Origin of the sequence: Vibrio sp. HA2012 (assembly GCF_002812955.1) — a bacterium.
GTDB lineage: Bacteria > Pseudomonadota > Gammaproteobacteria > Enterobacterales > Vibrionaceae > Vibrio.
Genome location: NZ_PFXK01000002.1, coordinates 494,528 through 520,129, shown reverse-complemented (window position 1 = coordinate 520,129; position 25,602 = coordinate 494,528). Strand labels below are relative to the sequence as shown.

General features: G+C 43.3%; 22 protein-coding genes and 1 tRNA gene. 14 read left to right on the top strand and 9 right to left on the bottom strand.

Features of this window, described 5'->3' with window-relative positions:
- The first annotated feature begins 40 nt into the window (after positions 1 to 40).
- Positions 41 to 721, top strand: coding sequence for a MaoC family dehydratase (locus CSW98_RS06195; protein ID WP_100799583.1), 681 nt, complete (start codon positions 41 to 43; stop codon positions 719 to 721).
- 105 nt (positions 722 to 826) lie between these two features.
- Here the strand turns inward: CSW98_RS06195 and CSW98_RS06190 are convergent, their stop codons facing one another.
- Entirely contained in the window at positions 827 to 1,645 is an 819-nt protein-coding gene (locus CSW98_RS06190) for a phosphate ABC transporter substrate-binding protein (RefSeq protein WP_100799582.1), read from the bottom strand.
- Between the two features lie 152 nt (positions 1,646 to 1,797).
- On the opposite strand from CSW98_RS06190, the gene CSW98_RS06185 reads away from it, so the two are divergent.
- Complete coding sequence (locus CSW98_RS06185; protein ID WP_157810341.1) at positions 1,798 to 2,157, top strand: DUF3024 domain-containing protein; 360 nt, start codon at positions 1,798 to 1,800, stop codon at positions 2,155 to 2,157.
- Here CSW98_RS06185 and CSW98_RS06180 read toward each other — a convergent pair whose 3' ends face one another.
- On the bottom strand, positions 2,158 to 2,979 hold the full coding sequence (locus CSW98_RS06180; RefSeq protein ID WP_100799580.1) for a helix-turn-helix domain-containing protein: 822 nt from the start codon (positions 2,977 to 2,979) through the stop codon (positions 2,158 to 2,160).
- Between the two features lie 142 nt (positions 2,980 to 3,121).
- Entirely contained in the window at positions 3,122 to 5,119 is a 1,998-nt protein-coding gene (gene rnb / locus CSW98_RS06175; protein WP_100799579.1) for an exoribonuclease II, read from the bottom strand.
- 445 nt (positions 5,120 to 5,564) lie between these two features.
- Between rnb and CSW98_RS06170 the strand changes: the two genes are divergently transcribed.
- Together CSW98_RS06170 and CSW98_RS06165 are read left to right on the top strand one after the other, a co-directional pair.
- A complete protein-coding gene (locus CSW98_RS06170; RefSeq protein ID WP_100799578.1) occupies positions 5,565 to 7,442 on the top strand; it encodes a DEAD/DEAH box helicase in 1,878 nt (625 codons plus the stop codon).
- Positions 7,443 to 7,693: 251 nt separating this feature from the next.
- A complete protein-coding gene (locus CSW98_RS06165) occupies positions 7,694 to 8,887 on the top strand; it encodes an acetate/propionate family kinase (protein WP_100799577.1) in 1,194 nt (397 codons plus the stop codon).
- A gap of 65 nt (positions 8,888 to 8,952) precedes the next feature.
- On the opposite strand, the gene CSW98_RS06160 is transcribed toward CSW98_RS06165, so the two are convergent.
- Positions 8,953 to 10,179 (bottom strand): EAL and HDOD domain-containing protein, encoded by a 1,227-nt coding sequence (locus CSW98_RS06160; RefSeq protein WP_100799576.1) that lies wholly within the window; start codon positions 10,177 to 10,179, stop codon positions 8,953 to 8,955.
- A 287-nt stretch (positions 10,180 to 10,466) separates the two neighbouring features.
- Positions 10,467 to 10,553: transfer RNA gene (locus tag CSW98_RS06155), tRNA-Leu, on the bottom strand.
- A 388-nt stretch (positions 10,554 to 10,941) separates the two neighbouring features.
- On the opposite strand from CSW98_RS06155, the gene CSW98_RS06150 reads away from it, so the two are divergent.
- From CSW98_RS06150 to CSW98_RS06135, 4 genes are all read left to right on the top strand, one after another.
- Positions 10,942 to 12,345: a transporter substrate-binding domain-containing diguanylate cyclase gene (locus CSW98_RS06150; RefSeq protein ID WP_198517283.1), complete on the top strand. Its 1,404-nt coding sequence runs from the start codon at positions 10,942 to 10,944 to the stop codon at positions 12,343 to 12,345.
- 125 nt (positions 12,346 to 12,470) lie between these two features.
- Positions 12,471 to 13,475 (top strand): response regulator, encoded by a 1,005-nt coding sequence (locus CSW98_RS06145; RefSeq protein WP_100799574.1) that lies wholly within the window; start codon positions 12,471 to 12,473, stop codon positions 13,473 to 13,475.
- Positions 13,475 to 13,924 carry a PAS domain-containing protein gene (locus tag CSW98_RS06140; RefSeq protein ID WP_100799573.1) on the top strand — a complete coding sequence of 150 codons (450 nt, stop codon included), beginning with the start codon at positions 13,475 to 13,477 and terminating at the stop codon, positions 13,922 to 13,924. Before CSW98_RS06145 ends, CSW98_RS06140 begins: the two co-directional genes overlap by 1 nt.
- Positions 13,925 to 13,948: 24 nt before the next feature.
- The gene (locus CSW98_RS06135) at positions 13,949 to 15,427 is read left to right on the top strand and encodes an NAD(P)H-hydrate dehydratase (protein WP_100799572.1); all 1,479 of its coding nucleotides are present in this window, start codon (positions 13,949 to 13,951) and stop codon (positions 15,425 to 15,427) included.
- A 110-nt stretch (positions 15,428 to 15,537) separates the two neighbouring features.
- Here the strand turns inward: CSW98_RS06135 and CSW98_RS06130 are convergent, their stop codons facing one another.
- Positions 15,538 to 16,533 (bottom strand): 2-hydroxyacid dehydrogenase, encoded by a 996-nt coding sequence (locus tag CSW98_RS06130; RefSeq protein ID WP_100799571.1) that lies wholly within the window; start codon positions 16,531 to 16,533, stop codon positions 15,538 to 15,540.
- Between the two features lie 411 nt (positions 16,534 to 16,944).
- Here CSW98_RS06130 and CSW98_RS06125 point away from each other — a divergent pair, with 411 nt between their 5' ends.
- The 3 genes from CSW98_RS06125 to CSW98_RS06115 all read left to right on the top strand — a co-directional run bounded on the left by CSW98_RS06125 (position 16,945) and on the right by CSW98_RS06115 (position 18,869).
- Positions 16,945 to 17,988, top strand: a complete 1,044-nt coding sequence (locus CSW98_RS06125; protein ID WP_100799570.1) for a GMP reductase — start codon at positions 16,945 to 16,947, stop codon at positions 17,986 to 17,988.
- Positions 17,989 to 18,226: 238 nt separating this feature from the next.
- Positions 18,227 to 18,583, top strand: a complete 357-nt coding sequence (locus CSW98_RS06120; protein ID WP_100799569.1) for a YibL family ribosome-associated protein — start codon at positions 18,227 to 18,229, stop codon at positions 18,581 to 18,583.
- Between the two features lie 64 nt (positions 18,584 to 18,647).
- Entirely contained in the window at positions 18,648 to 18,869 is a 222-nt protein-coding gene (locus CSW98_RS06115) for a VF530 family protein (protein ID WP_100799568.1), read from the top strand.
- 183 nt (positions 18,870 to 19,052) lie between these two features.
- Here the strand turns inward: CSW98_RS06115 and CSW98_RS06110 are convergent, their stop codons facing one another.
- Positions 19,053 to 20,057 (bottom strand): OmpA family protein, encoded by a 1,005-nt coding sequence (locus CSW98_RS06110; protein WP_198517282.1) that lies wholly within the window; start codon positions 20,055 to 20,057, stop codon positions 19,053 to 19,055.
- Between the two features lie 359 nt (positions 20,058 to 20,416).
- Here CSW98_RS06110 and CSW98_RS06105 point away from each other — a divergent pair, with 359 nt between their 5' ends.
- The 3 genes from CSW98_RS06105 (at position 20,417) to CSW98_RS06095 (ending at position 24,466) form a co-directional block, all read left to right on the top strand.
- Positions 20,417 to 22,738: an SUMF1/EgtB/PvdO family nonheme iron enzyme gene (locus CSW98_RS06105; RefSeq protein WP_100799566.1), complete on the top strand. Its 2,322-nt coding sequence runs from the start codon at positions 20,417 to 20,419 to the stop codon at positions 22,736 to 22,738.
- A gap of 1 nt (position 22,739) precedes the next feature.
- Positions 22,740 to 23,603: a hypothetical protein gene (locus CSW98_RS06100; protein WP_100799565.1), complete on the top strand. Its 864-nt coding sequence runs from the start codon at positions 22,740 to 22,742 to the stop codon at positions 23,601 to 23,603.
- Positions 23,604 to 23,788: 185 nt separating this feature from the next.
- Positions 23,789 to 24,466, top strand: a complete 678-nt coding sequence (locus CSW98_RS06095; protein ID WP_157810340.1) for a LysM peptidoglycan-binding domain-containing protein — start codon at positions 23,789 to 23,791, stop codon at positions 24,464 to 24,466.
- On the opposite strand, the gene CSW98_RS06090 is transcribed toward CSW98_RS06095, so the two are convergent.
- Positions 24,434 to 24,835, bottom strand: a complete 402-nt coding sequence (locus tag CSW98_RS06090; protein ID WP_100799563.1) for a hypothetical protein — start codon at positions 24,833 to 24,835, stop codon at positions 24,434 to 24,436. The two genes, CSW98_RS06095 and CSW98_RS06090, sit on opposite strands and share 33 nt — an antisense overlap.
- The gene (locus CSW98_RS06085) at positions 24,828 to 25,544 is read right to left on the bottom strand and encodes a glutamine amidotransferase (RefSeq protein WP_100799562.1); all 717 of its coding nucleotides are present in this window, start codon (positions 25,542 to 25,544) and stop codon (positions 24,828 to 24,830) included. Before CSW98_RS06085 ends, CSW98_RS06090 begins: the two co-directional genes overlap by 8 nt.
- Between the last annotated feature and the right edge of the window lie 58 nt (positions 25,545 to 25,602).

Below are 25,602 nucleotides of genomic sequence, written 5' to 3'. Positions count from 1 at the left end.
CCTAGCAGCACAACATTAGGCTTTTTTTACCGGGGTTTTTATGAAAGTTGTGGATATTCTCAAACACAAAAGTGAATCGCTGGCAAAGCATCCTTTTGAAATAAAAGAAAGGATGTCGCCTGCGCTAAGGGAATATTGGCACGATTTTATAAACAGAACCACGACCATTCAGGTACTGGATTGGGTACGTGAGCACGCTTCTGCCGTTAATGAAGAGGTTCCTCTTCAGCAGGAAGAGAATCTGAACCTGAATGAAGCTGCACAGGCTTTGTACGAAGAACTGCAGGAAAAATTGGATGAAGTGATTCATGTAGGAGACTGGATTATTATTGATCAGGCTCGTATTAATGCCTTTGCGGAAGTCACTGAAGATACACAGTGGATTCATACCGACCCGGAGAGGGCTGTACAGGAATCTCCATTTAAGACGACCATAGCACATGGTTTTTTGACACTTTCCATGCTGTCCAGAATGACAGATAGTGTTGATCCTGAAAATCCACAGTTCCCAACGGCCAGAATGGTAGTGAATGTCGGGCTGAATCAGGTTCGTTTCCCTTATCCGGTAAAAGCGGGTAACCGACTCCGGACGCACAGTAAATTATTAAAGGTGACCCCGATTAATCGGGGGCTGGAACTGGAGCGTGAAATGACGGTTGAAATTGAGGGAGTACGTCGTCCCGGTTGTATTGCTGTGTCGGTGATCCGCTTATATTTTTAGCCGACCATCGTTGTTCATATCAAAAGGTCTTCCTCGCTTGATATGAGTTTGTCTACGTCGGAAAAGAGCTGGTTTATGCCAGCTCTTTTCATTATTTGGTGTTATTTACTTATCTGCAGGAATATATCCATATTGAGAAATCAGAACTTTTGCCCGCTCAGAACCCACAAAATGGATAAATTCAGTACCGCCTTTCGGCAGAGTTTCTTCTTTGTACAGAAGTAAAAACGGACGCGCCAGCTCATATTTTTTGGCTGCAATGTTCTCTGGTGTTGCTGCAATACCTTCAAATGTCAGTTCTTTTACTGAAGCATCAACGGAACCATCAGATACAAAACCGATAGCATGCAGGTTATGATTTACAATGGTTTTCACCATGCTGTTGCTGTTAACTACTAAGTTTGTCTGGTTAATATCAGAGACCTGATGATGACCAATAACCTTGGTCAGACCAAGCAGTGATTCAAAACTATAACGGGATCCGGATGATGCTTCCCGGGTGACCACTGCGATTTGACGATCTGCTCCACCAACATCTTTCCAGTTCGTGATCTTACCTTTGTAGATGTCGTATAACTGCTGACGGCTGAGATTATTCACCTCATTACTGTGGTTCACTATGATTGCCAGTCCGTCAAAAGCAACCGGGAACAGCGTCAGATCTTCTGTTTTTTCACCTTCGGTCAGATAGCGGGAACTCATGCCGATTTCAGAAATCCCTTTTTTGACCATCGTTATTCCAGCGGTAGAACCAATCCCCTGAATAGCAACATAGTTGTCTTTGTGGGTGTTGTTGAATTCTTCTGCCAGAACATCCATCAGGCGGGCTACGGAAGTCGAACCGGAAACGTTAATCTCTTTTGCATTGACGCCGGGACCAAGTACAGCTGCGGAGAGAAGTGCGGCTAACGCAATTCGAAACATAAAAAGGCTCCTAAAATATAAAGGGTAAAGGTACGGAGCAATCATATGTCTGTATTATGACAGTTTCGTGAAAATTAAGGTGGTCTTATATTTTATCTGTCGGTTAGGTGTTTTCTGAGTGCAAAGGAGTATAGTTAGTGGTGGAGGTGGCTATGAATATTTCAGAAATAGAACAATACCGGTTGGAAAGAGCGGTACGTAATTTCTGCTGTCAAAGAAATCAGAGCATACCTGCCGAACTTGGTAAAATTCAGTATGAGATCTATTCCGGTGGTGCGGTATTCTCCCGGCTTAATTTTCTGCTTGATTCTGTGCATTCTCACAGTGAGTTGCCGTTGGCAAAGCTGGAATACGATAAAAGAGACCAGCTCTGGATGCTGTATATAGCTCAATGCCGACAGGAACATGCTGAAATTATTGCCTGGCTTCCCTATCCGAATCTCGCCAGACAAAAAACATTTGATGCGGCTCTGACGACATTAGGCCGAGATCCGGAAAGAGTACTTTGGTAGTTATTCCTGGCTTGAGGCGACCTGTTGACGGAACTCTTTTGGTGTCATGCCCTGTACCCCTTTAAATGCAGTACTGAAATGAGCCGCACTTTTGAATCCTGATTCAAATGCAATCTGAGCGATCGACTTACCGGTCAGACGCAGTTTTGTTGCCGCATAATTGACCCGTTTTACCTTCAGTAGCTGAGAAAAACTGAGATCTTCTGCAGCCAGTCGTCTCTTTAATGTGGCCGTAGACATACCCAGAAACTGAGATGTTGCCTCCAGAGAGACTTCATTTTCAATATTCAGCTCAATAAAACGAATAACTTTTTGTGCCGTACTCTGATTAAAGGCTTTACGAATAACATGCTGGACAGATGGCGCTATATGAATTAATTCTGCCAGAAGCGCATGAGCCAATGATTCTATCGTATGACTGCTGCTGCCGGAGTCTTTCGCCGAAATCAATAAGGACAGAATATGGCTGGCGATAACATGGTTACGGTTAAAGACAAAAAAATCGTCATCGTTATCGTTGGCTGCGATAATATTCTGATTAGATTTCGGGATTTGATTGCAAAACCCCTGAAAAACCGACGGTTCAAAAATAATCATTTCAGCCATAAAATGTTCATACAGCATCTGTGACTGGAGCTCTTTTATATCATCAGAATGGTAGATAATAAATTCACCGGCGGAGAGGATATGTGACATATTACTTTCTGTCCGAAGATCCAGTGCTCCTTTGCTGATATGCAAGATACCACTTTGAGTGGATGGAAAACGGTCTTTTTTCCGTGTAGTCAGACTCTGATGTTTATAAATAGTAACTTTAGACATGTTATTCTTCTGTGAATGCTCTGATGAATCTAATTTTACGCTAATCTATTGATATTAATTTAAAATTTTTCCAATGATCTACTCACGCGTCAAAGCGTGGTGCACACATTATGCACCACGTTACACTCTGATTGGTAGTTTTTTATTCAGTGACTGCGTCACCGGAAGTGATAGGTTCAGCAAAAATCTGAGAGGGTTTTGCCACCAGACTCCGATTTTCCTGATTTACATCAGTAAGAATTACTTCCAGAATATCACCTAATTTGTAAACTTGCTCTTTATCAACAGAAACCGTGCCTTTGTCGCCATCGCACTCAATTCTCTCTTTGTTATCAACAATTAAAGGTGAAGGAATAAAGGCACAGGCACCGTTTTCCAGTAAACGAATTCGCATGCCGGCACGGTTTACATCGAAAATTTCGCCCTGATAGCGAGTCTCTTTTTCCGGTTCTTCAGCCAGAGTTCTTGCGTATAACCAGTCACCCACATTACGTTCTGCCATTTTATGGTGTTTACGGTGGATAGCCAGTTCTTCACCTACAGTATCATCTGGTAGCTGAATCGGTGGCTTACCCATAATATGGGCTTTAAGCAGGCGGTGGTTGATCATATCTCCGTATTTACGGATAGGAGATGTCCAGGTTGCATAGACCGGTAGTCCCATCGCAAAATGGGCATCTGGCTGATTACTGATTTCACTGTAAGCCTGATATTTACGGATACGATTATCAAGGTAAGTGGTTTCCTGATTTCCCAGCCAGCGGCGTAATTCACTAAAGCCTTCCAGCGTAGTAATAGACTCAGTGGTAAACCGTGTGTCATTCTCGGGATTAACCAGTTCAACGACATCTTTCAGCTTATCTTCTTTAAAACCTGAATGAGTGTTAAAGACACCGGCATTAAAGCTGCCTTTCAGTATCTGACCTGCACAGATGTTCGCCGTGATCATGGCTTCTTCTACCAAGCGGTTTGCACTGCGGCGCATATCTGAATGGATAGCAATAACATCGTTATCTTCGCTCAGTTCAAAACGATAATCCGGACGGTCAGGGAAAACAACAGCATGCTGTTCCCGCCAGTTTGCTCGGGCAAGGGAAAAATCATACAGGTTGCGTACAACCTGCGCGATTTCATCTTCTGGTTGCCAGTGATCACTGGTGCCATTTTCCAGCCAATCGGAGACATGGTCGTAGACCAGACGAGCATGGGATTTGATAGTTGCTGCAAAAAAGTGGATATGATCACTGATCACGCCATCTTTATCGACACTGACAGTGCAACAGATAGCCGGGCGTTCTTCACCCTCAACCAGAGAACACAATTCATCAGCAAGTTCCCGGGGCAGCATGGGAATATTCCTGCCCGGCAGATAAATAGTAAATCCGCGCTCACGTGCGACTTTATCCATTTCATCATCGGGGGAAATATAGGCTGTAGGGTCGGCAATGGCGATAGTCAGTTCAAAATTACCGTCTTCGGTGCGTTTGGCATAGAGGGCATCGTCCATGTCTTTGGTGGACTGACCATCAATGGTGACGAAAGGAATATGGGTCATGTCCTGACGTTGCATATCGGCATCATCATTTATTTCCCAGTGCTCCAATCCCTGAGGTTCAGAATTTGGCAGGCTGTTCTGTGCCAGAGTTACCCACCAGGGGGCGATTTTGTCATTTGCATCGGTGATTTTCTCACTGATCTCAACAAAAAAACCATTGTCTCCCTTTAGTGGGTGGCGGGTCAGATGAGCCACAACCCAATCACCTTCAGCCAGTGTTTCCGGGTTCAGTCCTTTTCTCGCTTTCGCTTTTAGCGACATTTTTTTAAGTTGAGGATGATCCGGACAAACATTCAGGCGGCCTTTAAATAATTTTACCCGCCCAATAAAACGGGTAAGGTTTTGCTCAAGCAATTCATCCGGCTCTGCGACTTCTTTGCCATTCTCTGTTCGGATCAGGGCGACGACTTTGTCTCCGTGAAGGCATTTTTTCATATAAGGTGGCGGAATAAAGAAGCTGGTTTTGCTATCTACTTCCAGAAAACCAAAGCCTTTTTCTGTTGCTTTGATTATCCCCTCTTTTTTGGGAATGTTTTCTTTAATCTGCTGCTTCAGTTGCGCAAGTAACGGGTTGTCTTGAAACATCTGTTGATTTTAATCCTATGATTTTACTGAGGAATATGTCCGTCGGGTGATTCATTACATACCTTCGGGAAAACAGAAAGTGATTTTCCGGAAAAGTAGTTTTATGAATTGTTGCCGTGGAATTGTTATTGCGCCACATGGTACAAGGTAATGCAGAGAATGTATATTGCTAAGGGCTGTTCGGGACTGTTTACACATTTATCTTCTGTGATGGATAGTGTTGTCGGGAATCGATGCATTTTGTCCAGTTTTGCGACAAAAATGTGATGAGTTTCAATTTTTTCTGGCTTTTAATGTGGGAATAGGGCAGAATGCGCACCCCTTAGAGATGTCCCTGATTGCTTAGTGGGTTTTTGTACTTATTGTCGCCGGATAGTTCGGTTGCACGGTATTGGAATTGGAAAGCGAATGGGACCGACGTTTACATATACACAGTAGGATCCCAATGCAAGATTCTGATATTCAATTCAGTGAATTAGCACTGAATGATGCTATTCTGTCCGCTCTGGACGGAATGGGCTTTGTTTCTCCAACTCCAATTCAGGCTGCGGCTATTCCTTTTCTTCTGGAAGGTCGTGACGTCCTGGGTAAAGCACAAACCGGTACCGGTAAGACTGCGGCTTTTTCTCTTCCTCTGCTGAACAAGCTGGATCTTAAACAATATAAACCACAGGCTATTGTACTGGCTCCAACACGTGAGCTGGCAATTCAGGTTGCTGCCGAGATGAAAAATCTGGGCCGTAATATCAAGGGTCTGAAAGTTCTTGAAATCTATGGTGGTACTTCTATCGTAGATCAAATGCGTGCACTTAAGGCCGGAGCTCATATTATCGTGGGTACGCCGGGACGTGTGCAGGATTTGATTAACCGTGATCGCCTACATCTGGATGAAGTGAATACATTCGTTCTGGATGAAGCTGACGAAATGCTGAATATGGGCTTTGTGGACGATGTTACCTGGATTATGGAACACGCTCCGGAGTCGGCACAGCGTGTCTTGTTCTCTGCAACTATGCCTCCGATGCTGAAAACCATTGTTGAGCGTTTTCTGAGAGAACCAGCACATATCGATGTGGCTGGTAAAAATCAGACCGTTGAAAAGGTAGAGCAGCAGTTCTGGGTCGTAAAAGGCGTAGAAAAGGATGAGGCTATTGGGCGTCTTCTGGAAACAGAAGAAACGGATGCTTCCATTGTTTTTGTGCGTACCCGTCAGGATACAGAGCGTCTGGCTGACTGGCTATCTGCCCGGGGCTTTAAAGCTGCAGCACTTCATGGTGATATTCCACAGTCTCTGCGTGAGCGTACAGTTGACCATATCAAACGTGGTGTAATTGATATCCTTGTGGCGACAGATGTTGTTGCTCGTGGTCTTGATGTGCCACGTATTACACACGTATTCAACTATGATATTCCGTTTGATGTTGAATCTTATATCCACCGTATTGGCCGTACCGGTCGTGCCGGGCGTAAAGGTAAAGCGATCCTTCTGGTTCGTACCAACCAGCTACGTATGCTGCGTACCATTGAACGTGTGACTAAATCCAGCATGGAAGAGATCCAGCTTCCTCTGCGGGATAAAGTAGCGGAAGCCCGTCTGGCGAAGCTTGGGGCTGAGCTGGAAGCGGAAAGAGATAATGACGCTTTGGTAAATTTTGCGGAGCTTATCGAAAAGCTGCAAGCCTCGTTGGAAATTGATGCAACAACATTGGCTGCTATGTTACTGAAGCGTGTTCAGGGCAAACGACCACTCTTCTATACGGGTGCGGATCCAATGATAGCCGCAATCGAACGTGATCAGCAGCGTCGCAGAGAACGTCGTGATGGCGGCGGCCGTGACGGACGTCGTGGTGAACGAGGTGAGCGTGTGGAGCGCTCTAACCAAGATTGGGATACTTATCAGCTTCAGGTTGGCCGTGAGCAAGGTGTTCAGGTTAAGGATATTGTTGGTGCACTGGCAAATGAAGTCGGTCTAGGTAAAGGTTCTATCGGTGCGATTAAGTTGGCTCAGGGACATACTTTTGTGCAACTGCCAAAAGCTCTGGGTTCTCAAGCCGCAGGTAAGCTGCGCAAACTGCGTATCCGGCAGCAGGAAGTGGGTGCGGTAGTCTGTGACTTTGATGATTTCCGTGAGTCTCGTGGCGGTCGTCGCGAAGGTGGACGTCGTGAAGGTGGTTTCCGTGGACGTGACGGTCAGCGTGAGCAGCGTGGTAACGGTAACCGCCGTGAAGGTGAGCGACGCTATGACCGCAACCGTGGTGGTGACCATCGTGGCAGTCATCGTGGTGAGCGCAGCGGAAGAAGCAGCGGACGTTCTGACGCATAAATCAGAATCAGTCAGTGTATCTTAATAAAAAAACCGGATCAGATGATCCGGTTTTTTTATGCATATAGTTTTATTTTGCATGATTAAATTTATTCTTCTAAATAATGTGAAATTTGACAAAGATCAATAAAAAGAAGATAGATTGGCGGATTTTTTTCAATTAAAGTTGAATGATTCAAAAATTATTGAATAATGGGGCAATAAGCAGAGCGAGGGGCTCTGACAGTCAGACACAATAGGAAATTGAACTCATGGCAAACGCACTTGTACTCGTGATTAATTCGGGAAGCTCATCCCTGAAATTCGCGGTTATCGATTCTCAGAGCGGTGATGCTCTTCTTAGTGGTTTAGGCGAGTGTTTTGGGCTGCCGGAAGCCCGTATGAGCTGGAAATATCAGGGTGAAAAAACTGAAATTGAAATTACTGATGCTGGTAATCACCATAAAGCAGCAGTTAAGAAACTGGTCGAACTGGTTCATGATTTTGGTTTTACTAACGATATAGTGGCTGTTGGTCACCGTGTAGTTCATGGTGGAGAATTGTTTAACAAGACAGTTCAGATTGATGAAGAAGTTGTTCAGGGCATTGAATCTATTCAGGATCTTGCTCCTCTTCATAACCCGGCACACGTTATTGGTATTCGTGCGGCAATGGAAGCATTCCCTGAACTGCCTCAATTTGCTGTTTTTGATACCGCTTTCCACCAGACTATGCCTGCAAAAGCGTTTACTTATGCACTGCCTTACGAATTGTATACTGAACAAAAAGTTCGTCGTTATGGTGCGCACGGAACTAGTCATTATTATGTAAGCCGTGAAGCAGCAAAAATGGTTGATAAGCCAGTGGAAGAAGGTAACTTTATTACTGTTCACCTAGGTAATGGTGCATCTATTAGTGCAGTAAAACACGGTAAATGTGTTGACACCAGCATGGGGTTGACCCCGCTTGCTGGTCTTATGATGGGAACTCGTTGTGGTGATTTGGATCCAAGTATTATTGAGTACCTGTTCCGCAAAGGTTGGAAAGAAGAAGAATTGTTCGATATGCTGAACAAGAAATCTGGTTTCTTAGGTATTTCAGGTGTCACCAGCGATGCTCGTGGTGTTCTGGAAGCAATGGATAACGGTAACCCTCGTGCGAAACTGGCATACGATATTTTTACTTATCGTGTGGCAAAATACATTGGTTCTTACATGGTTGCTATTGGTGAAGAAATTGATGCCATCGTCTTTACTGGTGGTATTGGTGAAAACTCTCTGCCTATTCGCAGTGAAATCTTGAATTACCTGAAAGTTTTTGGTTATAAAGAAGATGAGCAGGGTAATGCTGATGCTCGCTTTGGTGAGTCTGGCGTAATTACCACTTCGGATTCAAAACTAGCAGTGGTTATTCCAACTAATGAAGAGTTGGTAATCGCAGAGCAGTCTGTAGCTTTACTTAAGTAATCGAAATTCCAGTCATTATTAAGGCTGATGTACTAGGTATATCAGCCTTTTTTATTGGATATATATTAATTATCAGTATTACTGACTTCTTGACTCCACTTTTGTGCCTGCAGGTAAATATTGCTGACATCATTAAAGTCCAGTTCCAACTGCTGGCATATCATTTTACTGGCTTCCCAGTCTGCATGTTCATAACATTCTTCCATCTGCAACAGGTACCCTAAAGGCCCTTCTCTGGAAATCAGTGCTGTTTTAGCTTCTTCTGCTAGTGGTAATTCAGCGATTAATGATTCCAGCGGTCCGTCCAGCAGAGCATCCAGCATGGAGAATAAACCGATTAAAAATAAGTTACTTTGGTGCTGATGGAATGGTTTGTAGCAGGCCATTAGCTGGCAAAACTGGGCACGTTGCATTGAAAGGTTGTATATTTCGGCTGGTTTTTCTGATGCAATAAAAGAGGCAACAGTGAGAGAGACAAATATTTTTAGTTTATCGTGTCCAAGGTAGACCAGTGCCTGACGGAATGATTCGATAGGACGATCAATCCGGTTGGTTAAAGAATTAACAAAACGTAAGAGTTTGTAGGACAGAGAGACATCCCGTTCGATGATCTGTTCTACGCAGTTAAAATCAACTTCTGGTTTGGCAACTTCAGTCAGTAGTTGTAGAGCAAGAGCCTGCTCCGGGCTGATGTACTTCTGTTTAACGATTTTGGGCTTGCTGAAAAAATACCCCTGAAAATAACGGAATCCTGCATCTAAAGCAGCTTCGAATTCATCCTGCGTTTCAATCTTTTCAGCAAGAAATGCTGCAGTTACTCCAATTTCATGCAGATCAATAGCGAGGTCACATGCTGTATCTATACCCATATCCAGAACATCAATTTTAATGATGTGTATCAGGGGGATAAAGCGTTCCCATTCCTGAGTATCGGTAAAATCATCAATGGCCAGTATATAGCCTTCACGGTGGAGTTTGGCTACCGCAGAGTAAAGAGTATCGTCAGGTATGGATTGGCCAGGAATTTCTATAACCACCTGTTCTCTGGGAAGACTGAAAGGTAACCCCTGAATAATTGAATTGTAGGTAAAGTTAATAAAGCATCGGGAGCCTTCACATCTTGAATTCCGCCCAAGCGTCAGAAAATTCTCGGCAACAATTCGGTATGTTGCCCGATTTTCACTGATACCACTGGGAAAAGCGTTATTTTTGCCATCCCTGAACAGAAGTTCATAACCATAGGTTTCTTTCTGCTTATTTAAGATGGGCTGACGGGCAACATAAGTGTCCATATCTTCTATATATCCTGATTTAACTGAATGCTTACAATTATCTCAGCTGATTATAGTTGACGCTGTGCTGTCATCCTACAGTATGGATACAAATAGTTAACATAATGATAAAACTATCACAAAAAGTTATGTATAGATTAGATGTAGTGTTAATGACTCTGCTCTCAAAGGATTTTTATGCGGTGAACAACCGAAAAATACAAAAACAATAAGTTACATACCGATGAATTCAGTTTATGTTGAAAAATAAAAATACGAAGGGATTTTCTGAAAGGAAAAAAGAAATTTGGTGCGGAGGGAGGGACTTGAACCCTCACGTCCTTGCGGACACTAGCACCTGAAGCTAGCGCGTCTACCAATTCCGCCACCACCGCACTGTGGTTGTAAGTCAACTGTCTGCTTGGTGTTTTAAGCTGCGCCTTGACTACGGGGCTGATACTACACCTGTTCAGCTGTGGTTAGCAACAGTAAATTTCATTTTTTTTGCATAAAATGAATCGGTTGACTATTAAGTCGGCACATTGTTGATCTTTTATCCGAATCTTAAGAGGGGAGGGAGAGAAAATCTATCCAGACGCTTTTCTGGTTTGGGTAATAAACACAGTTGACCTTTTATCTTGGTATATACTTTTTGTATCAGAGGGACGAATAAGGCTAAGAATGAGAATAAAAAGCCGTTTTACCGTTTTTATTACCATGGTCCTGGTAATAATATTTTTTTCCGGAGTGTCATCGGTCCGGGCAGACTCTGATGAGCTGAATTTGTTTACTGAAGCTGAAAAGCAGTTTATCAGGGAGCATCCGGATATTCGTTTCAGGGTTAGATCTAATATCCCTCCGTTTGAATTTGTTGAAGACGGCAAGATAAGAGGACTGGCCGTTGATTATCTGCGTTTGATTGCTGATCTTACTGGGTTTAATGCCGTCTTTATTGTAGATGATCGACCTTTGGAGGCTGCATTTGAGGAGATCGAAACCAAAAGAAAGGATTTTGATACGTTGACATATACAGTAAAGAATCCTGAACGAGCCTCCCGGTTTGCTTTCAGTGATGCTTTTCTCTCTTTTCCTATGATGGTTATCACGCACAAAGACTCTCCACCGGTTTTTAAAGTGACTGACTTAAACGGCAAAGTTATAGCGCTGGAAACCAGTTATCTGACGAATCTGTGGATTAAAAGAGACTTTCCGGAAATACAAATTGCCAATGTCCCCAGTACAAAAGAAGCATTACAACTGGTAAATAATGGCATTGCCGAAGCCTATGTGGGAAATATTGCTATTGCTAATTATATGATGGCCTATGAGGGCATGGATAATCTGAAGGTAGCCCTGCCAACACAATACGGCAATATTGAATATAGCTTTGTTGCTCCTAAAGAATGGAGTGAGTTGACAAGCATACTGAATAAGGGATACCTCAGACTCTCTCAGCCACAACATTCGGCATTACAGATGAAGTGGTTTTCTGTTCGGATGATCGAAAAACTGGATTATGGCCCTATGCTCCAGGTGATGATTAGTGCAGCGGTGATTATTGCTTTGTTTATCTGGTGGAATCGAAAATTAGCCTATGAAAAAGAGCGGGCAGATAAGGCATTGTCTGAACTGATGATAGCAAAAGCTTCTCTGGAGCAGAAAAATGCAGAGCTGGAGACATTATCCACAACAGACAGCCTGACACATCTGTATAACCGGAGAAAAACAGAACGAATTTTGGGAGCTGAGCTGGAACGGGTTCGGCGTTATGGTGGATCCTTTTCTGTTATTCTGGCTGATATCGATCATTTTAAAGAAGTGAATGATACCTACGGACATCAGGTCGGGGATCTGGTGCTTATTGATATTGCACATCTGTTTCATGACCGGGTGCGTAAGGTGGACACGGTTGGGCGTTGGGGAGGGGAAGAGTTTTTAATTATCTGCCCGAACACTCAATCTTGTGATGGTATCACTGTTGCTGAAGGGTTAAAAAAAGTTCTACAGCAGACGAAACTAAATGCAGCAGGGTACCGAACCGTGAGTTTTGGCGTAACCGCACACCAGAAAGGCGATTCCGCAGCAACCGTTATCTTACGGGCTGATCAGGCTCTGTATCAGGCCAAGGAACAAGGGCGGGACAAAGTCTGTGTGAAAATGTATGAAGGGAATCACTCTCCGGAGTAAAAAATGTGTTTCTTTTTTAACCAATAAAACAAAAAGTTCCAGATTTATTTACATTTGAATCTTATTACCGCACGGTTGTCTGTTACACTTATTACTTATAATGATAATTAACCTTAGGTGTGAGAATGACTTATCCTGTCCTGATTTGCGATGACTCTGCTCTTGCCCGCAAGCAAATGGCACGCTCTCTGCCAGCTTCGCTGAATGCGGACATTACTTTTGCTGTTCATGGTCTGGATGCTCTGGAGAAGCTGGAGCAACAAGAATATAAGCTGATGTTTCTGGATTTAACCATGCCTGAGCTGGATGGTTTCGGTACACTAGCTGAAATCCAAAAGAGAGATATTCCGATCTCGGTTGTGGTTGTTTCCGGGGATATTCAGCCTAAAGCCAGACAAAAAGTAGAAGAGCTTGGTGCAAAGGCTTTTATTCAGAAGCCGATGGATCAGGACATACTGAAAGATGTGCTACGAACGCTGGTCGAACCGGTTGATAAACCGGCGGTGATCAAAACAACCAGTATTGAGCTGCCTGTACTCAAGCGACGTGATATCTATATGGAAGTGGCGAACGTATCGATAGGCAGGGCCGCTGATGCGCTGGCTCGTCATTTTGATGTGTTTGTTCATCTGCCGCTGCCCAATGTGAATATTTTTGAAGTCAGTGAGCTGCATATGGCACTGGAAGATCTTGCTCAGAATAAGCAGGTTTCGGGGGTCTGTCAGGGGTTCAGTGGTGAAGGGATAGCCGGAGAAGCATTGGTTCTGCTGAGCGACTCCAGTATTTTGGATCTTAAACGCCTGATGCAGGTGCCGGCTGATAACGAAGAGTTGGAAGAGCTGGAACTCCTGATGGATGTCTCCAATATTCTGGTCGGAGCATTTCTGAATGGACTGGGGCAACAAGCGGAAGTTCGTTTCTTCCAGAGTCAGCCGGTGCTGCTGGGACAGCATATTCCTATCCAGTCTGTTATTGAATCTACCCGGGGCTCATTTACAAAAACCATGACATTTGAAGTGAGTTATACCATTGAAGGTACCAGTATTCGTTGTGATTTGCTGTTTATGTTTGTAGATGAATCTTTACCGTTACTGGATAACAAACTTTCTTATCTAATGGAGGAATTCTGATGCTTGGACTTCCTGCTGAATTTGAACAGTTTCACTGGATGGTGGACATGGTTCAGAATGTTGACCTGGGGCTTATTGTTCTGGATGAAGATTATAAGGTTAAGGTCTGGAACGGCTTTATGACGCATCACAGTGGCAGACAGGCTCATGATGCAATAGGAAAAACACTTTTCGAACTGTTTCCCGAAATTCCCAAAGAGTGGTTTATGATCAAAGCCAAACCGGTTTATGATCTGGGTTGCCGCAGTTTTGTTACGTGGAGACAGAGACCTTATCTGTTCAAATGTCGTAATGTCCGGCCTATTACCCAGCAGGCTGATTTTATGTATCAAAATGTGACATTAAATCCAATGCGGACACCGACCGGGGAAATCAAATCGCTGTTTCTTTCTATTCAGGATGCTACAGCGGAAGCTATGATGGGTTCTGCGCAGTCAGAAAAACAGTAACGGAAACGACAGGGATAGTGATAAGTGAACAATCAGGAATGCAGCCTGTATACAGCTGAAGATGTACGTTGTGGTGAATATGAGATTGCGAGAAGTCTGAGCCTTGAGATGTACACACTCATGGAAAGAGCCGGACAGGCGGTCTTTTCCTGCATTCTTGACACTTTTCCTGAAACACACTCACTGCTGATTTGCTGTGGGGGCGGTAATAATGGCGGGGATGGTTATATCGTTGCCAGCCTGGCTAAGCAGGTTGGAATGCGGGTTACACTCTGGCAGATCGGGGAATCGGACCTGACCGGAGATGCGGCGGCTGCACAGGCGGCATGGCTGGCTCTTGGCGGGACAATTTCTTTACCTGAGGATGTTATTCCCCCTCAGTACGACATTATTGTCGATGCTTTGCTTGGAACCGGCTTACATGGTCAGGTACGAGACAGCTATTCCGGATTGATCCAGGCGATCAATAACATAGACATTCCGGTTCTGGCCGTCGATATCCCATCAGGTTTGTGTGCTGATACGGGAGTCGTTCTCGGCTGTGCGGTTAAAGCAGCGTGTACGGTATCCTTTATTGGTCTGAAACAAGGGTTGTTTACCGGGCAGGCAGCGGAGTACACCGGAGATATTCACTTTGCCGGACTTGGTGTGGATAAGTATTTTTCAGAACAGGTTCCTTCAGTCTGTTCTTTGATTGATGCCAGGGAAATGAAAGGTCTTTTTACTCCCCGTTCCCGTACTGCTCATAAAGGATCCAATGGACGAGCATTATGTCTGGGAGGTGACCGGGGGATGTTCGGTGCTATTCGTCTTGCCTCTGAAGCCTGTGCCAGAGCTGGTGCGGGTCTGACCCGGGTCGTCACCCAGCCGGAAAATGTCCCTGCTATTGTCGGAGCCTGCCCGGAGTTAATGGTCTATGACTGGCGTGGAAACAGTAATGAAATCAATGATCATCTGGAATGGGCGGATATTATCGCAATCGGACCGGGGTTGGGTTCCTCCAGTTGGGGTCGTTCTCTTCTTGGGTATTCCAGAACGGTAGAAAAGCCCGTGGTTGCGGATGCGGATTGCCTGAACTTATTAGTCAAAACTCCGGATTTTAATAATAAACGGATCATTACTCCCCATCCGGGAGAGGCTGCTCGTTTGTTGGCAACGACCGTCGAAGAGGTTGAATCTGATCGTTTCAAAGCGGTACAGCGGCTGCAGAACAAATATGGTGGGGTTGTGGTACTCAAAGGGGCAGGAACGCTGGTGCATAATGGTAAACATTGCTGGGTATGTCAGGCCGGGAATCCGGGAATGGCGACAGGGGGGATGGGGGACGTACTGACCGGAATTATTGCCGGATTGCTGGCACAGGGCTTTTCTCTTGCTCAGGCTGCGAAAGCCGGTGTCTGGATTCATTCAACGGCAGCAGATTTGTGTGCCAGGGAAAAAGGCGAACGAGGCATGCTGGCCAGTGAATTGTTTCCGTATCTTCGGCCACTGCTTAATAGCTGAAAATCGGGTATTTTTGTGACAGGAAAACCCAATAAGGTTGAGCTACCTAAACAGGACAGATCCATAACAGAGTCGATCTGTCCTGTTTATTTTTCATTTAGAACTATGATTTAATCAATCAGCTCATTTCCGCTCTTACTTCCGCTGAAAAAACTCTCGATATTATTTAACGTCGTTTCTGCGATATTCTGCAGCGCGTCTTCAGTCAGAAAAGCCTGATGTCCGGTAAAAATAACATTATGACAGGCAGACAGACGGCGGAAGATATCATCTGTAATGACGTCATTTGATTTATCTTCAAAGAAGAGTTCTTTCTCATTGTCATACACATCCAGCCCCAATGCGCCGATCCGTCCCCGCTTCAGGGCTTCAATGGCCGAAGCTGAATCCAGCAGTTCACCACGGCTGGTGTTAATGATCATGACGCCGTCACGCATCTTGTTAAACGCTTCTTCATTCAGAAGATGATAGTTTTCTTTTGTCATAGGGCAGTGCAGAGAGATAATGTCTGATTTGGCATAGATCTCATTCAGTTCGCAATATTTCGCCCCCAGTTCGATAGCAAGAGGATTCTCGAACGGGTCATAGCACAGGATATCCATTCCCAGCCCTTTCAGGATCCTCATGGTAGCTAAACCTATTTTACCCGTACCTATGATACCGGCTGTTTTACCGTAAAAGTTAAAACCAACCAGCCCTTCCAGTGAGAAGTTTGCATCACGGGTGCGTTGATACGCTTTGTGGAACCGGCGATTCAGGCTCATCATCAGCCCTACTGCATGTTCTGCTACTGCTTCAGGAGAGTATGCAGGAACGCGGGATACTTGAAGCCCTAGTTGTTTTGCTGCGTCTAAGTCTACACGGTCAAATCCGGCACAGCGCATAGTGATCAGTTTGGTTCCGCCCTTGGCCAGTATTTTAAGCACATCCGCTGAGAGGTCATCGTTAACGAAAGCACAAACGATATCACTACCCTGAGCCAGTTTGGCTGTTTTAACGGTCAGACGGAAATCGTGATACTGAAATTTATATAGTTCTCCGGAATTAGCCTTCTTGAATGATTTTTCATCATAAGATTTTGAACTGAAAAAGGCGACTTCTAGCATATAGGCTCCTCAATAGTGTATATCACTACATAATGATTTTGATTCTGCCTATATAGATACCCTGAATATTAAAGAAAATAAACCATATTTTATCGATGGGAATAATGCAAAAAAGCGTTGAAAAATAAACGGAAAACAAAAAAACGAAGGCGTTCAGATATGCAAGTATTCGGGATGGTATCATAAAAAAAATGCGAATATCAGACTTGCCGGAAAGAAATCACAACCTATAATGTTGAAAACCGGAGCGTCTGCCAACGCTCCGGTTTTTTTGTGCCCGAAGAACGGAGATGGGTCTGCCAACCCAAAACCACGCACGATAGTTTGAAATGGTGCTTTAATTACCAAGTACCGTTTGTTATTCAATACTCAGTGCCGGGCACACAGTTCAATAAATCAAGGAATTACATCATGCGTATCGAACATGAACTTAAGTTAGGTTTTAAAGATGTCCTGTTTCGCCCGAAACGCTCAACCCTGAAAAGCCGCTCCCAAGTAGATTTAACCCGCGAGTTTACCTTTAAGCACAGTGGGCGTCAATGGAACGGAGTGCCGGTTATTGCTGCCAATATGGACTCTGTTGCCACTTTTGAAATGGCCAAAGCTTTGGCAACACACAATGTGATGACGGCGGTTCATAAGCATTACACAGTGGATGAGTGGAAAGCATTTGTTGATGGGGCGGATTCAGATGTTCTGAAACATGTCATGGTTTCAAGCGGAACTTCGGAGGCTGACTTCGAGAAAATGCGTACTATTTTGTCTTTTAGTGATGAGTTGATGTTTATCTGTATCGATATCGCTAATGGGTATTCAGAGCACCTTGTTGAATTTGTGACTAAAGTTCGTGAAGCGTTTCCGGATAAAGTGATTACAGCCGGTAATGTTGTCACCGGGGATATGGTTGAAGAGCTGATTCTTGCGGGGGCAGATATTGTTAAAGTGGGAATAGGGCCGGGGTCGGTGTGTACTACTCGTGTTAAAACCGGGGTCGGTTATCCTCAGCTGTCTGCTATTATCGAATGTGCGGATGCTGCACATGGTCTTGGTGGGCGTATTATCGGTGATGGTGGTTGTACTTGTGCCGGTGATGTTTCCAAAGCATTTGGTGGTGGCGCTGATTTTGTCATGCTGGGTGGCATGCTGGCTGGTCATGAAGAGTCCGGCGGAGAAATCGTTGAACTCAATGGTGATAAGTTTATGCGTTTTTACGGAATGTCCAGTCAGTCAGCGATGGATAAACACGCTGGCGGCGTTGCCGGATACCGGGCCGCAGAGGGTAAAACAGTTCTGCTACCTTTCCGGGGCAGTGTAAACCGCACCATTCAGGATATTCTCGGAGGCGTTCGTTCTACCTGTACTTATGTCGGAGCCGCTCAACTGAAAGAACTGACTAAGCGAACAACCTTTATCCGTGTTCAGGAACAGGAAAATAATGTGTTTGGCAGGGAGTAAGGAGGTTGTGGTTGTTTCAACTGTAAATACAACCATAAAATTATTTATATTAACCGATAGTTAGAAGACTCCGAGACCAGGGAAAAGGTGACCGGTCTGTCAGTAGCCGTGTGTCAGGCAAGTAAAACGACGGACATCTTTGTCGGTGTGAGTATAGCGGTATCAAGCGGGCGCTGGCTGTGGTATAGTCGGCGCCCGTTTTTTCTGCGGTATTACCCAACACGAGAGCCTATCGAGCATGAATATCAAACAAGAGATCCAGCAACTGAGTAATCGCCTAGATACCTGTAACCGCAAGTTGGAAGCAGCTAAATCTCGTGGTGATGAGGTAAATATCACCAAATTTACTGATGAAGTGGAGCAACTGAGTAAAAAGCTTGCTCAGCTGAAGCATAAGCAGAACTACGACATGAATAAAGAGCGCAAGAGTCTGCTGGACATGCCGTTTTCACGTGAGATCACCAAGGAAGAGCAGGCCGATATGGGCAAGCTGAAAAGAAAGGTGAAAGGCTTGGTGGTGGTACATCCGATGACCAAGTTGGGTAAAGAGCTGCGCTTGGAAGTGATGACCGGCTTTGCGCCCAAGCCATTCTAATTCCCACTTGTCTAATCTGGTACACTGCACTTTTACATGGCGGCAACAGCAGGAACATATTTCAATGAGCCAAGAACAACCCAATAACTTTTTACATGGTTTAACTCTGGAGAAGATCCTCGTTCGTTTACAGGAGCACTATGGTTGGGAAGGCTTGGATGATAAAATCCAGATCAACTGTTTCTACAACAACCCATCAATTAAGTCATCGCTCAAGTTTTTGCGGCGGACTCCATGGGCAAGAGATAAAGTTGAAGCATTGTATATTGATACATTCTGTCGTTGAGAACATTAGCATCATCAAGCGGTAAACTTTCTGGAGGAAAAATGGATATTTCCCTTAGATTGGCGACTGAAGATGATGTTGATTTTTTGATTGTCAAAGCCAAATGGATCGCACTGGCTGCCAGTGTTACAGCAGAGCCGGTGCGATAAATCTGTTTATTGGTTTTCTGCATTCAATCTCAGGTTATTCCTGATATTCAAACTCTTCAATTGTGACTTCAACTCGCCGGTTTTGCTCACGTCCTTCCGGAGAGTCATTGGATGCTTTAGGTGAAGATTCACCGGCTCCTGTCACTGTCAGACGCGAAGCATCTATACCGTTTTCCGTCAGATAATTGGCTACAGCCTGTGCCCGTTTTTGAGACAGTTTCAGGTTATAAGCTTCTGAGCCACTGGAATCAGTATGCCCGACGATGGCAGCGTTGGCTTGTGGATATTTTTTCATGACATCAACCAGCCAACCGAAATATTGCTCGCTGCCAGCGGCGAGAGCGGCACTGTCCGTAGCAAATAATTCGACACCAAATTCTTTGAATACCTTTGTTTTTAAAATCGGCTCGGTTACGGCAACGGGTTCTGCTGCTGTAACGGGTACGGCTGCTTTTTCTTCCATTATCGGGTCGGGTACGGGGATGGCTTTTTTATCTGCACCAAATCTATAAGCGAATCCAAAGAAAATGGAGTTAGCGTCCATATCATCCATCAAACCTTCATTCATGTCATTGACATGTTGGTATTCCAGACGGGCAACCCAATTTTCGGAAAGCATGTATTCGCCACCAATGGCGGCCATAGGTGAAAAATCATCATCATAATTGTCGTAATTTATCCAGGCTAACCCGAGTTTCAGATAGGCCTCCAGGTTATCTGTTAATGCCATATGGAATTTTGGAGCCAGCGTCAATATATCCAGATTACCATCCAATTCTATACTGGATGAGCCATCGGTAAAGTTGGATTCAAAATTGCCTAAGCGGTCATAGCCAGCTTCAAGTGCAATATTTTCTTCCAGATCATATCCGGCAAAAATACCGCCGCTGATACTGTCATCATCACATGGTGAACTGACGGAACAATTGTCGTCCAGCCAAGTTTGTCCCAATTTACCACCTAGATAAAAATCAGCACTTGCCAGTGATGACACAGACATACCCAGTATTGCTGATATAGCCACTGCTAACTTTTTCATACTATCTCCTGTTGTTTTAATCATTTTCCTGACAGGTAAATATTCGTAGTAATACCTGTAAGCGTTAGTATAGTGCAGAGTCGGGATCTTATCCTATTACCATACGATGATGCAGGATCCGTGTGTCAATAACATGTAAAAAAGTATGGCTATTAAAAAATCATACCTATACAATCTTTTTTAAAGAATATTATTTTGAAATAACCCAATGTGGATTTATCAGTTATTACTGAAGTAGTATATTTTCTGCATATAATTTAAAAAACAACACAGGAACTAAGGATGTCAAACTGAATAAATAAATCTTTTAATTTCATAAGGATAGTGAAAATTTAGTTTGATATATTCCAGAGATAAATATGGCTAGATACGGAAAATCAATAAAAAAGATACTTACTGTCTTCGTATTATTTATTTACAGTGTACTCAGTATACATATGGCAGACGCGGCTTATTCGGACTCCACTACCGGAATAGAGTTTATTCCTGTCAAAGGTGGTTGTTACCCAATGGGGGACATTTTTGGGGTTGGTTATGATACGGAGCTGCCGGTACACGAAGTGTGTGTTGATGATTTTTATATGGGTAAGTATGAAGTTACCCAGACTCAATGGCAGGCTGTTATGGGGGATAATCCCAGTGATCATCAGGGTAGTAGTCAACCTGTAGAGAATGTTAGTTGGAAAGAGGTGAATCGATTCATTGATAAACTTAATCAAAAAAGTGGTAAGAAATATCGTTTACCGACGGAAGCTGAGTGGGAATACGCTGCACGTAGTGGTGGAAAGGATGAGAAGTACGCCGGCAGTAATAATGCAGTAGCTGATATTTCATGGTTTAAAATAAACAGCAATAACAGGCCTCATTCTGTCGGACAGAAAAGACCAAATGGACTTGGTTTGTACGATATGAGTGGAAACGTATGGGAATGGTGTCAGGATGGGTTTGATGAACGCTATTATGCTGATAGTCCTCGTAAAAATCCACAGGGGTATACTAAAGGTTCTTTGCGTGTTTCTCGTGGTGGCAGTTGGCTGAGTGATCAGTCAGAGCAGCGCACAACTCGGAGAAATATGCATGGAGATGATGACAAAAGTAATAATATTGGATTTCGTTTAGTTTATTCTGAAAGCGACCGTAAGCAACCATCCGAAGATAAAGAAAATGTCATTACAGCAAAAGCTAAATGGGTTTACAACAAGCCGACCAAGGTTGATCGTGAACCACTAAAAAGTGGTGCAAATGCCTATGTTGCTGTCGGGAATAATGTTGCGTTATTAGCATTCGGAGAGCGTCGTGCCTGGTTTGTTATTCTGCCGAAGAACGGCATGGAAATGGTATTGGACGTTGCTGTTGACGGACGTCCCTTATCTACACTGAATCAGTGCAAAGAAGAACCGTATTTGTGCATTAACTCTAAGTCTCAGTTTGTGATTCCTGCGGATGGGGAACTTATTCAGCAATTGAAGAGAGGAAAGGAATTACAGGTTTCTCTTCTTACCGCAGAGAGTAAAAACCTGACTTTAGTCTTTCCTTTAACAGGATCAACAGCGGCGATAGATCAAGTCTTTAATACTCTCTCCTCTGAGGGAACGACTCCAGTTATGCAGGCATTATTACTGCGTGATGATAAATTGCTTGATACATATCTGCAGCGTGGTGACACATTTGATTTTGATTTCCGGGATAAGCGCGGTCGGGCTCCACTGGAAATTCTCGGTCCGGATTTTGAAGGTAAGATTAAATTAACCCATGATGACCGGGAAATGATGATCAAGCTGATACGTCGATCAGGTGATGTCAATGCCCTCACATATATGTCCCGACCAATATTGACAGAAATGGCGAGGCATGGTGAAGTTGATATTGTAAAAGCCTTGCTGAATAAGGGGGCGAATACCGAAGTCCGGGGAAATGGTTATTTTGGCTGGACTGCTTTGTTTGAAGCCAGCTACAACAAAAATTTCAATGAACTCTATACGGCACTTGTTGCTGCCGGAGCCGATAAATCTGCTCTGAATAATGACGGTGAAAATCTGCTTCTATTTATTGTTGATAATTCAGCACCTTTAGGAACAATTCTTGATGAAGAAAAAAAGAAAATCTATATCGATAATGCAATATTTTTATTAGAACAAGGGTTCCCTGTTAATGAAAAAAATAAGGATGGCGATACGGCCTTATTTATTGCTGCAACTGCTTTTAATAAAGAATTGACCCAAGCATTACTGGACCACGGTGCAAATATTTTCATCAAAAATGAAAATGGTCTGACTGTTATAAATATGATGAAAAATTGGAAGAATTATTATATTGGTGATGAAAAACCTATCAATGATATAATATCTCTTATAGAAGATTCGAAAAAATACAAAGTCTACTTTAAAAACAAGACATCTGAGCAGGTTATGGTTTATATCCATTATAAATCAATGGACGATTCATGGATAACTAAAAGATGGCGATTGGATAGTGGAGAAGATGCTTATTTAATTAATACGATGAACGGAATATTTTATTGGCATGCAGAGGGTGTTTATAATAATTGGGTATGGCGAGGAGATGATACATTTCAGTATATAAATACTCCAGATGGAGATAGAGATAAAGCCGGATTTATAAAAGTAAATATGAAAAATAGCTATCGAGGTAAGATATATCGCAAGAGTTTGGTTGAATAATATGAATAAATTTATCCTAGCTTTAGTGGTTTGGGTCTCACTACCGGTGATGGCCGTTGATAAGACTTTTGATTATAAGGCTCCTTTGTTTTGTAATAATCGTCAGGAATATCTGCTTAAGCATGTGGAAGATGTCAGCCGTGATTATTTCTATATTCAGATAAAAGATCAGAGAGAGGGCGTTACTCTGCAAGGCTTTGTTGGTGGTGAACATCAGACACATTACCGGTTACTTGGCTTTGCTGGTGATCATTACCATGTTGTGATAGAAGAGAGTGACGGAAAGGCATCAGCCTCAGTTGATGGTGATGGTCTGACTGTTTCGGGGGATGATTATGTCATGGATATTGGGGTCACTGGTGAGACGGTATGGATAGACATTGCAGTTTCATCTGTCACTTTTACCAGTAATTATATGATTTCCATTGAAAAGATTCAGGATATAACTCCTGTTATTTATAACAAAATAATTACCAGTTATGAGGATAATCAGGAGTTACAGTGGTTCTTGTCTGAACATCAGGGAGAACGGATCCAACTGTCGGTTCAGGCTAAATGGCCACAAGTTAGTTTTGATTATTCATCCTGCGGACCGGTATTCTGGGATATGAAACCTTCTCAGGGCGTAACCGGCGATAGGCTCTACCAGAGCGGAACCCAGCTCTGTTTTGAACCCTGCAAAGGATACGATTCCGGCTTTCAGGAAGATAGCAGTGGATATAAAACCTATACCTATGATGAAAAGACGAAAACGGTCACCATTAATGGACTTTTTTATATCGCCGGTGAGCTGGAAATGTGGCCGGAAAATCTGGAAACAATAGGATTGGCACCGATTCCGATACATACAGGGGAGGTTAAATAATGTTTTCTTCTTTTCGCTGTGTCAGTGTGTTCTTTTTTTCCTTAGTGTTGTTAGCCTGTACATCAGTTAAACCGGGTATCACCGACAGAGGGCTGAGTCGGGCGATAGCCTATCTATATAGTGGACACCCGGAGAGAGCACGACCGGAGTTAGAGAATTATTTAGCGGCTAATTCGGATGTGCTGATGGCTTCTCATCTTCTTGAGGAAACAGAGGGTGGCGAATCTTATTTTTCTTTTCGTTACTATCCGTTTGAATGGTTTGCTGTTCAGTTAAAGGAAGAAGAGTCACTGTTTACTCTGGCCAAAGATTATCTTGGGGATGAGCTTTATTTTTATGCGTTGGCCAGATATAACGACATAAATAATTCATCTTTAGTAGAGGTAGGTGATGTTATTAAAATACCAGCAACGACAGAAGCTTTGGAGTATCTGTATATGCGGGGACAGCGCGAAGGGTTGATACTTCCTGAATATTTTGGAGAACAGACTTCATATAAGAATAATATTGATTTTATGGATTTCTTATCCTCTCATGTTGGTGAAATAGTAAAAATTTCCGTATCCGGTAAGGATCCGTTTATTAATTTTGAACGAGCAGAATGTGGACCGGTATTTTGGGATACAGAACCAGAGAAAGGCAGTGAAGAACGTTACCTTACCGGTACACAGGTTTGTTTCCGTATAGCTCAGGGGGAATATTTTTCAGAAGAAGAAAGCGAAGAATTAGTATATGAATATACTAACGATGAACAAGGTGTATCAATAAATGGTACTTTTTTTGTTGTGGGACAGATAGATCGTGGTCGATTTGGGGTATGGTCGAATGGACTAATTCCTATTCGAGAAATGAATATTTTTTAATTGTACTCTTTTTTTGAAGATTCCCGGGGGAGCTTTGACTTCATACCCGGAGGTACAAATATATTTGGTATCCGGATCGCGAAAAGTAAACTTATGTTTTTCCCATAAATCATTTCTGAACATATAGACAAATCCGTCATCATAGGGAGTAATATGAAACTCTATCCAGTCATTTTCTTCCTGTGAAAAATAAGAAATTGAACCAATAACCTCATCATTAAAAATAACTTCTATATATGAAGCCCAGTTATAGAGATTACTTCTTCTTTCTTTAATTAACCGGAAAATTGATCGAATATTAAAAAAATAACTGATCACATAAAATGCAAGGAAAATGACTACAAGAAATTTGGTCTGAGTTTCAGTCATAATGCTCTCCGTTACATAACTGCACAAATCTGACCAGAACCTGCTGTGCATATTCTGTAGAGATAATTTGTGATGATTTTTTTATTAATTCGTCTTTATCTAAGGTATCCCGGAAGTTATTTAACATATCCCGCATAATTTCAGCAGAAAACTCAGGGTGGAACTGTACTCCCCATGCGCATTTTCCTACACGAAATGCATGATTTTTATCCAACTGGCTCTGAGCCAGATGAACGGCACCGGGAGGCAGTGCCAATACCGATTGGTAGTGCACAGTCTGAGCCTCAAAACGGTCGGGTAACATTGAAAATATCGGGTCATTCTTACAGGCTGGCAGGCAGGTCAGTGGTACTGAACCTATCTCCAATCCATTGGGGTTGTAGCCCACGTCTCCGCCAAAAGTATAAGCAATGAGCTGATGGCCGAAGCAGATACCAAGGAGAGGTACATTTTGAGCGGATAATTCGATGAGTTGTTTTGAAAGTTTTAGCATCCAGCTCTCTCTGTCGGTCACCATAGAGAGAGAGCCCATTACAATTACCCCGGATAATGAGGAGTAATCAGGTAAAGGACAATGGATGCCGTCATGGAAGACAACATTAAGTTCTGTTTCTCCGATCGCCTGTTGAGCCCATTGTTCGAAATCACCGTACTTAATCAATTGTTCTTCTGGCGCAGAACCTACATTAACTATTAATAAGTTGCCCATCTATCATCCTCTGAAGCCTCTGTCCTTTAAACTAATCTAGAGAAAAAAGAAACCAGAT

What these genes read in the sequence shown, in the direction of transcription:
- CSW98_RS06195 (WP_100799583.1), top strand. Translation starts at nt 41, where the DNA reads ATGAAAGTTGTGGATATTCTCAAACACAAAAGTGAATCGCTGGCAAAG.
- CSW98_RS06190 (WP_100799582.1), bottom strand. Translation starts at nt 1,645, where the DNA reads ATGTTTCGAATTGCGTTAGCCGCACTTCTCTCCGCAGCTGTACTTGGT.
- CSW98_RS06185 (WP_157810341.1), top strand. Translation starts at nt 1,798, where the DNA reads ATGAATATTTCAGAAATAGAACAATACCGGTTGGAAAGAGCGGTACGT.
- CSW98_RS06180 (WP_100799580.1), bottom strand. Translation starts at nt 2,979, where the DNA reads ATGTCTAAAGTTACTATTTATAAACATCAGAGTCTGACTACACGGAAA.
- rnb (WP_100799579.1), bottom strand. Translation starts at nt 5,119, where the DNA reads ATGTTTCAAGACAACCCGTTACTTGCGCAACTGAAGCAGCAGATTAAA.
- CSW98_RS06170 (WP_100799578.1), top strand. Translation starts at nt 5,565, where the DNA reads ATGCAAGATTCTGATATTCAATTCAGTGAATTAGCACTGAATGATGCT.
- CSW98_RS06165 (WP_100799577.1), top strand. Translation starts at nt 7,694, where the DNA reads ATGGCAAACGCACTTGTACTCGTGATTAATTCGGGAAGCTCATCCCTG.
- CSW98_RS06160 (WP_100799576.1), bottom strand. Translation starts at nt 10,179, where the DNA reads ATGGACACTTATGTTGCCCGTCAGCCCATCTTAAATAAGCAGAAAGAA.
- CSW98_RS06145 (WP_100799574.1), top strand. Translation starts at nt 12,471, where the DNA reads ATGACTTATCCTGTCCTGATTTGCGATGACTCTGCTCTTGCCCGCAAG.
- CSW98_RS06140 (WP_100799573.1), top strand. Translation starts at nt 13,475, where the DNA reads ATGCTTGGACTTCCTGCTGAATTTGAACAGTTTCACTGGATGGTGGAC.
- CSW98_RS06130 (WP_100799571.1), bottom strand. Translation starts at nt 16,533, where the DNA reads ATGCTAGAAGTCGCCTTTTTCAGTTCAAAATCTTATGATGAAAAATCA.
- CSW98_RS06125 (WP_100799570.1), top strand. Translation starts at nt 16,945, where the DNA reads ATGCGTATCGAACATGAACTTAAGTTAGGTTTTAAAGATGTCCTGTTT.
- CSW98_RS06120 (WP_100799569.1), top strand. Translation starts at nt 18,227, where the DNA reads ATGAATATCAAACAAGAGATCCAGCAACTGAGTAATCGCCTAGATACC.
- CSW98_RS06115 (WP_100799568.1), top strand. Translation starts at nt 18,648, where the DNA reads ATGAGCCAAGAACAACCCAATAACTTTTTACATGGTTTAACTCTGGAG.
- CSW98_RS06110 (WP_198517282.1), bottom strand. Translation starts at nt 20,057, where the DNA reads ATGAAAAAGTTAGCAGTGGCTATATCAGCAATACTGGGTATGTCTGTG.
- CSW98_RS06105 (WP_100799566.1), top strand. Translation starts at nt 20,417, where the DNA reads ATGGCTAGATACGGAAAATCAATAAAAAAGATACTTACTGTCTTCGTA.
- CSW98_RS06100 (WP_100799565.1), top strand. Translation starts at nt 22,740, where the DNA reads ATGAATAAATTTATCCTAGCTTTAGTGGTTTGGGTCTCACTACCGGTG.
- CSW98_RS06095 (WP_157810340.1), top strand. Translation starts at nt 23,789, where the DNA reads ATGGCTTCTCATCTTCTTGAGGAAACAGAGGGTGGCGAATCTTATTTT.
- CSW98_RS06090 (WP_100799563.1), bottom strand. Translation starts at nt 24,835, where the DNA reads ATGACTGAAACTCAGACCAAATTTCTTGTAGTCATTTTCCTTGCATTT.
- CSW98_RS06085 (WP_100799562.1), bottom strand. Translation starts at nt 25,544, where the DNA reads ATGGGCAACTTATTAATAGTTAATGTAGGTTCTGCGCCAGAAGAACAA.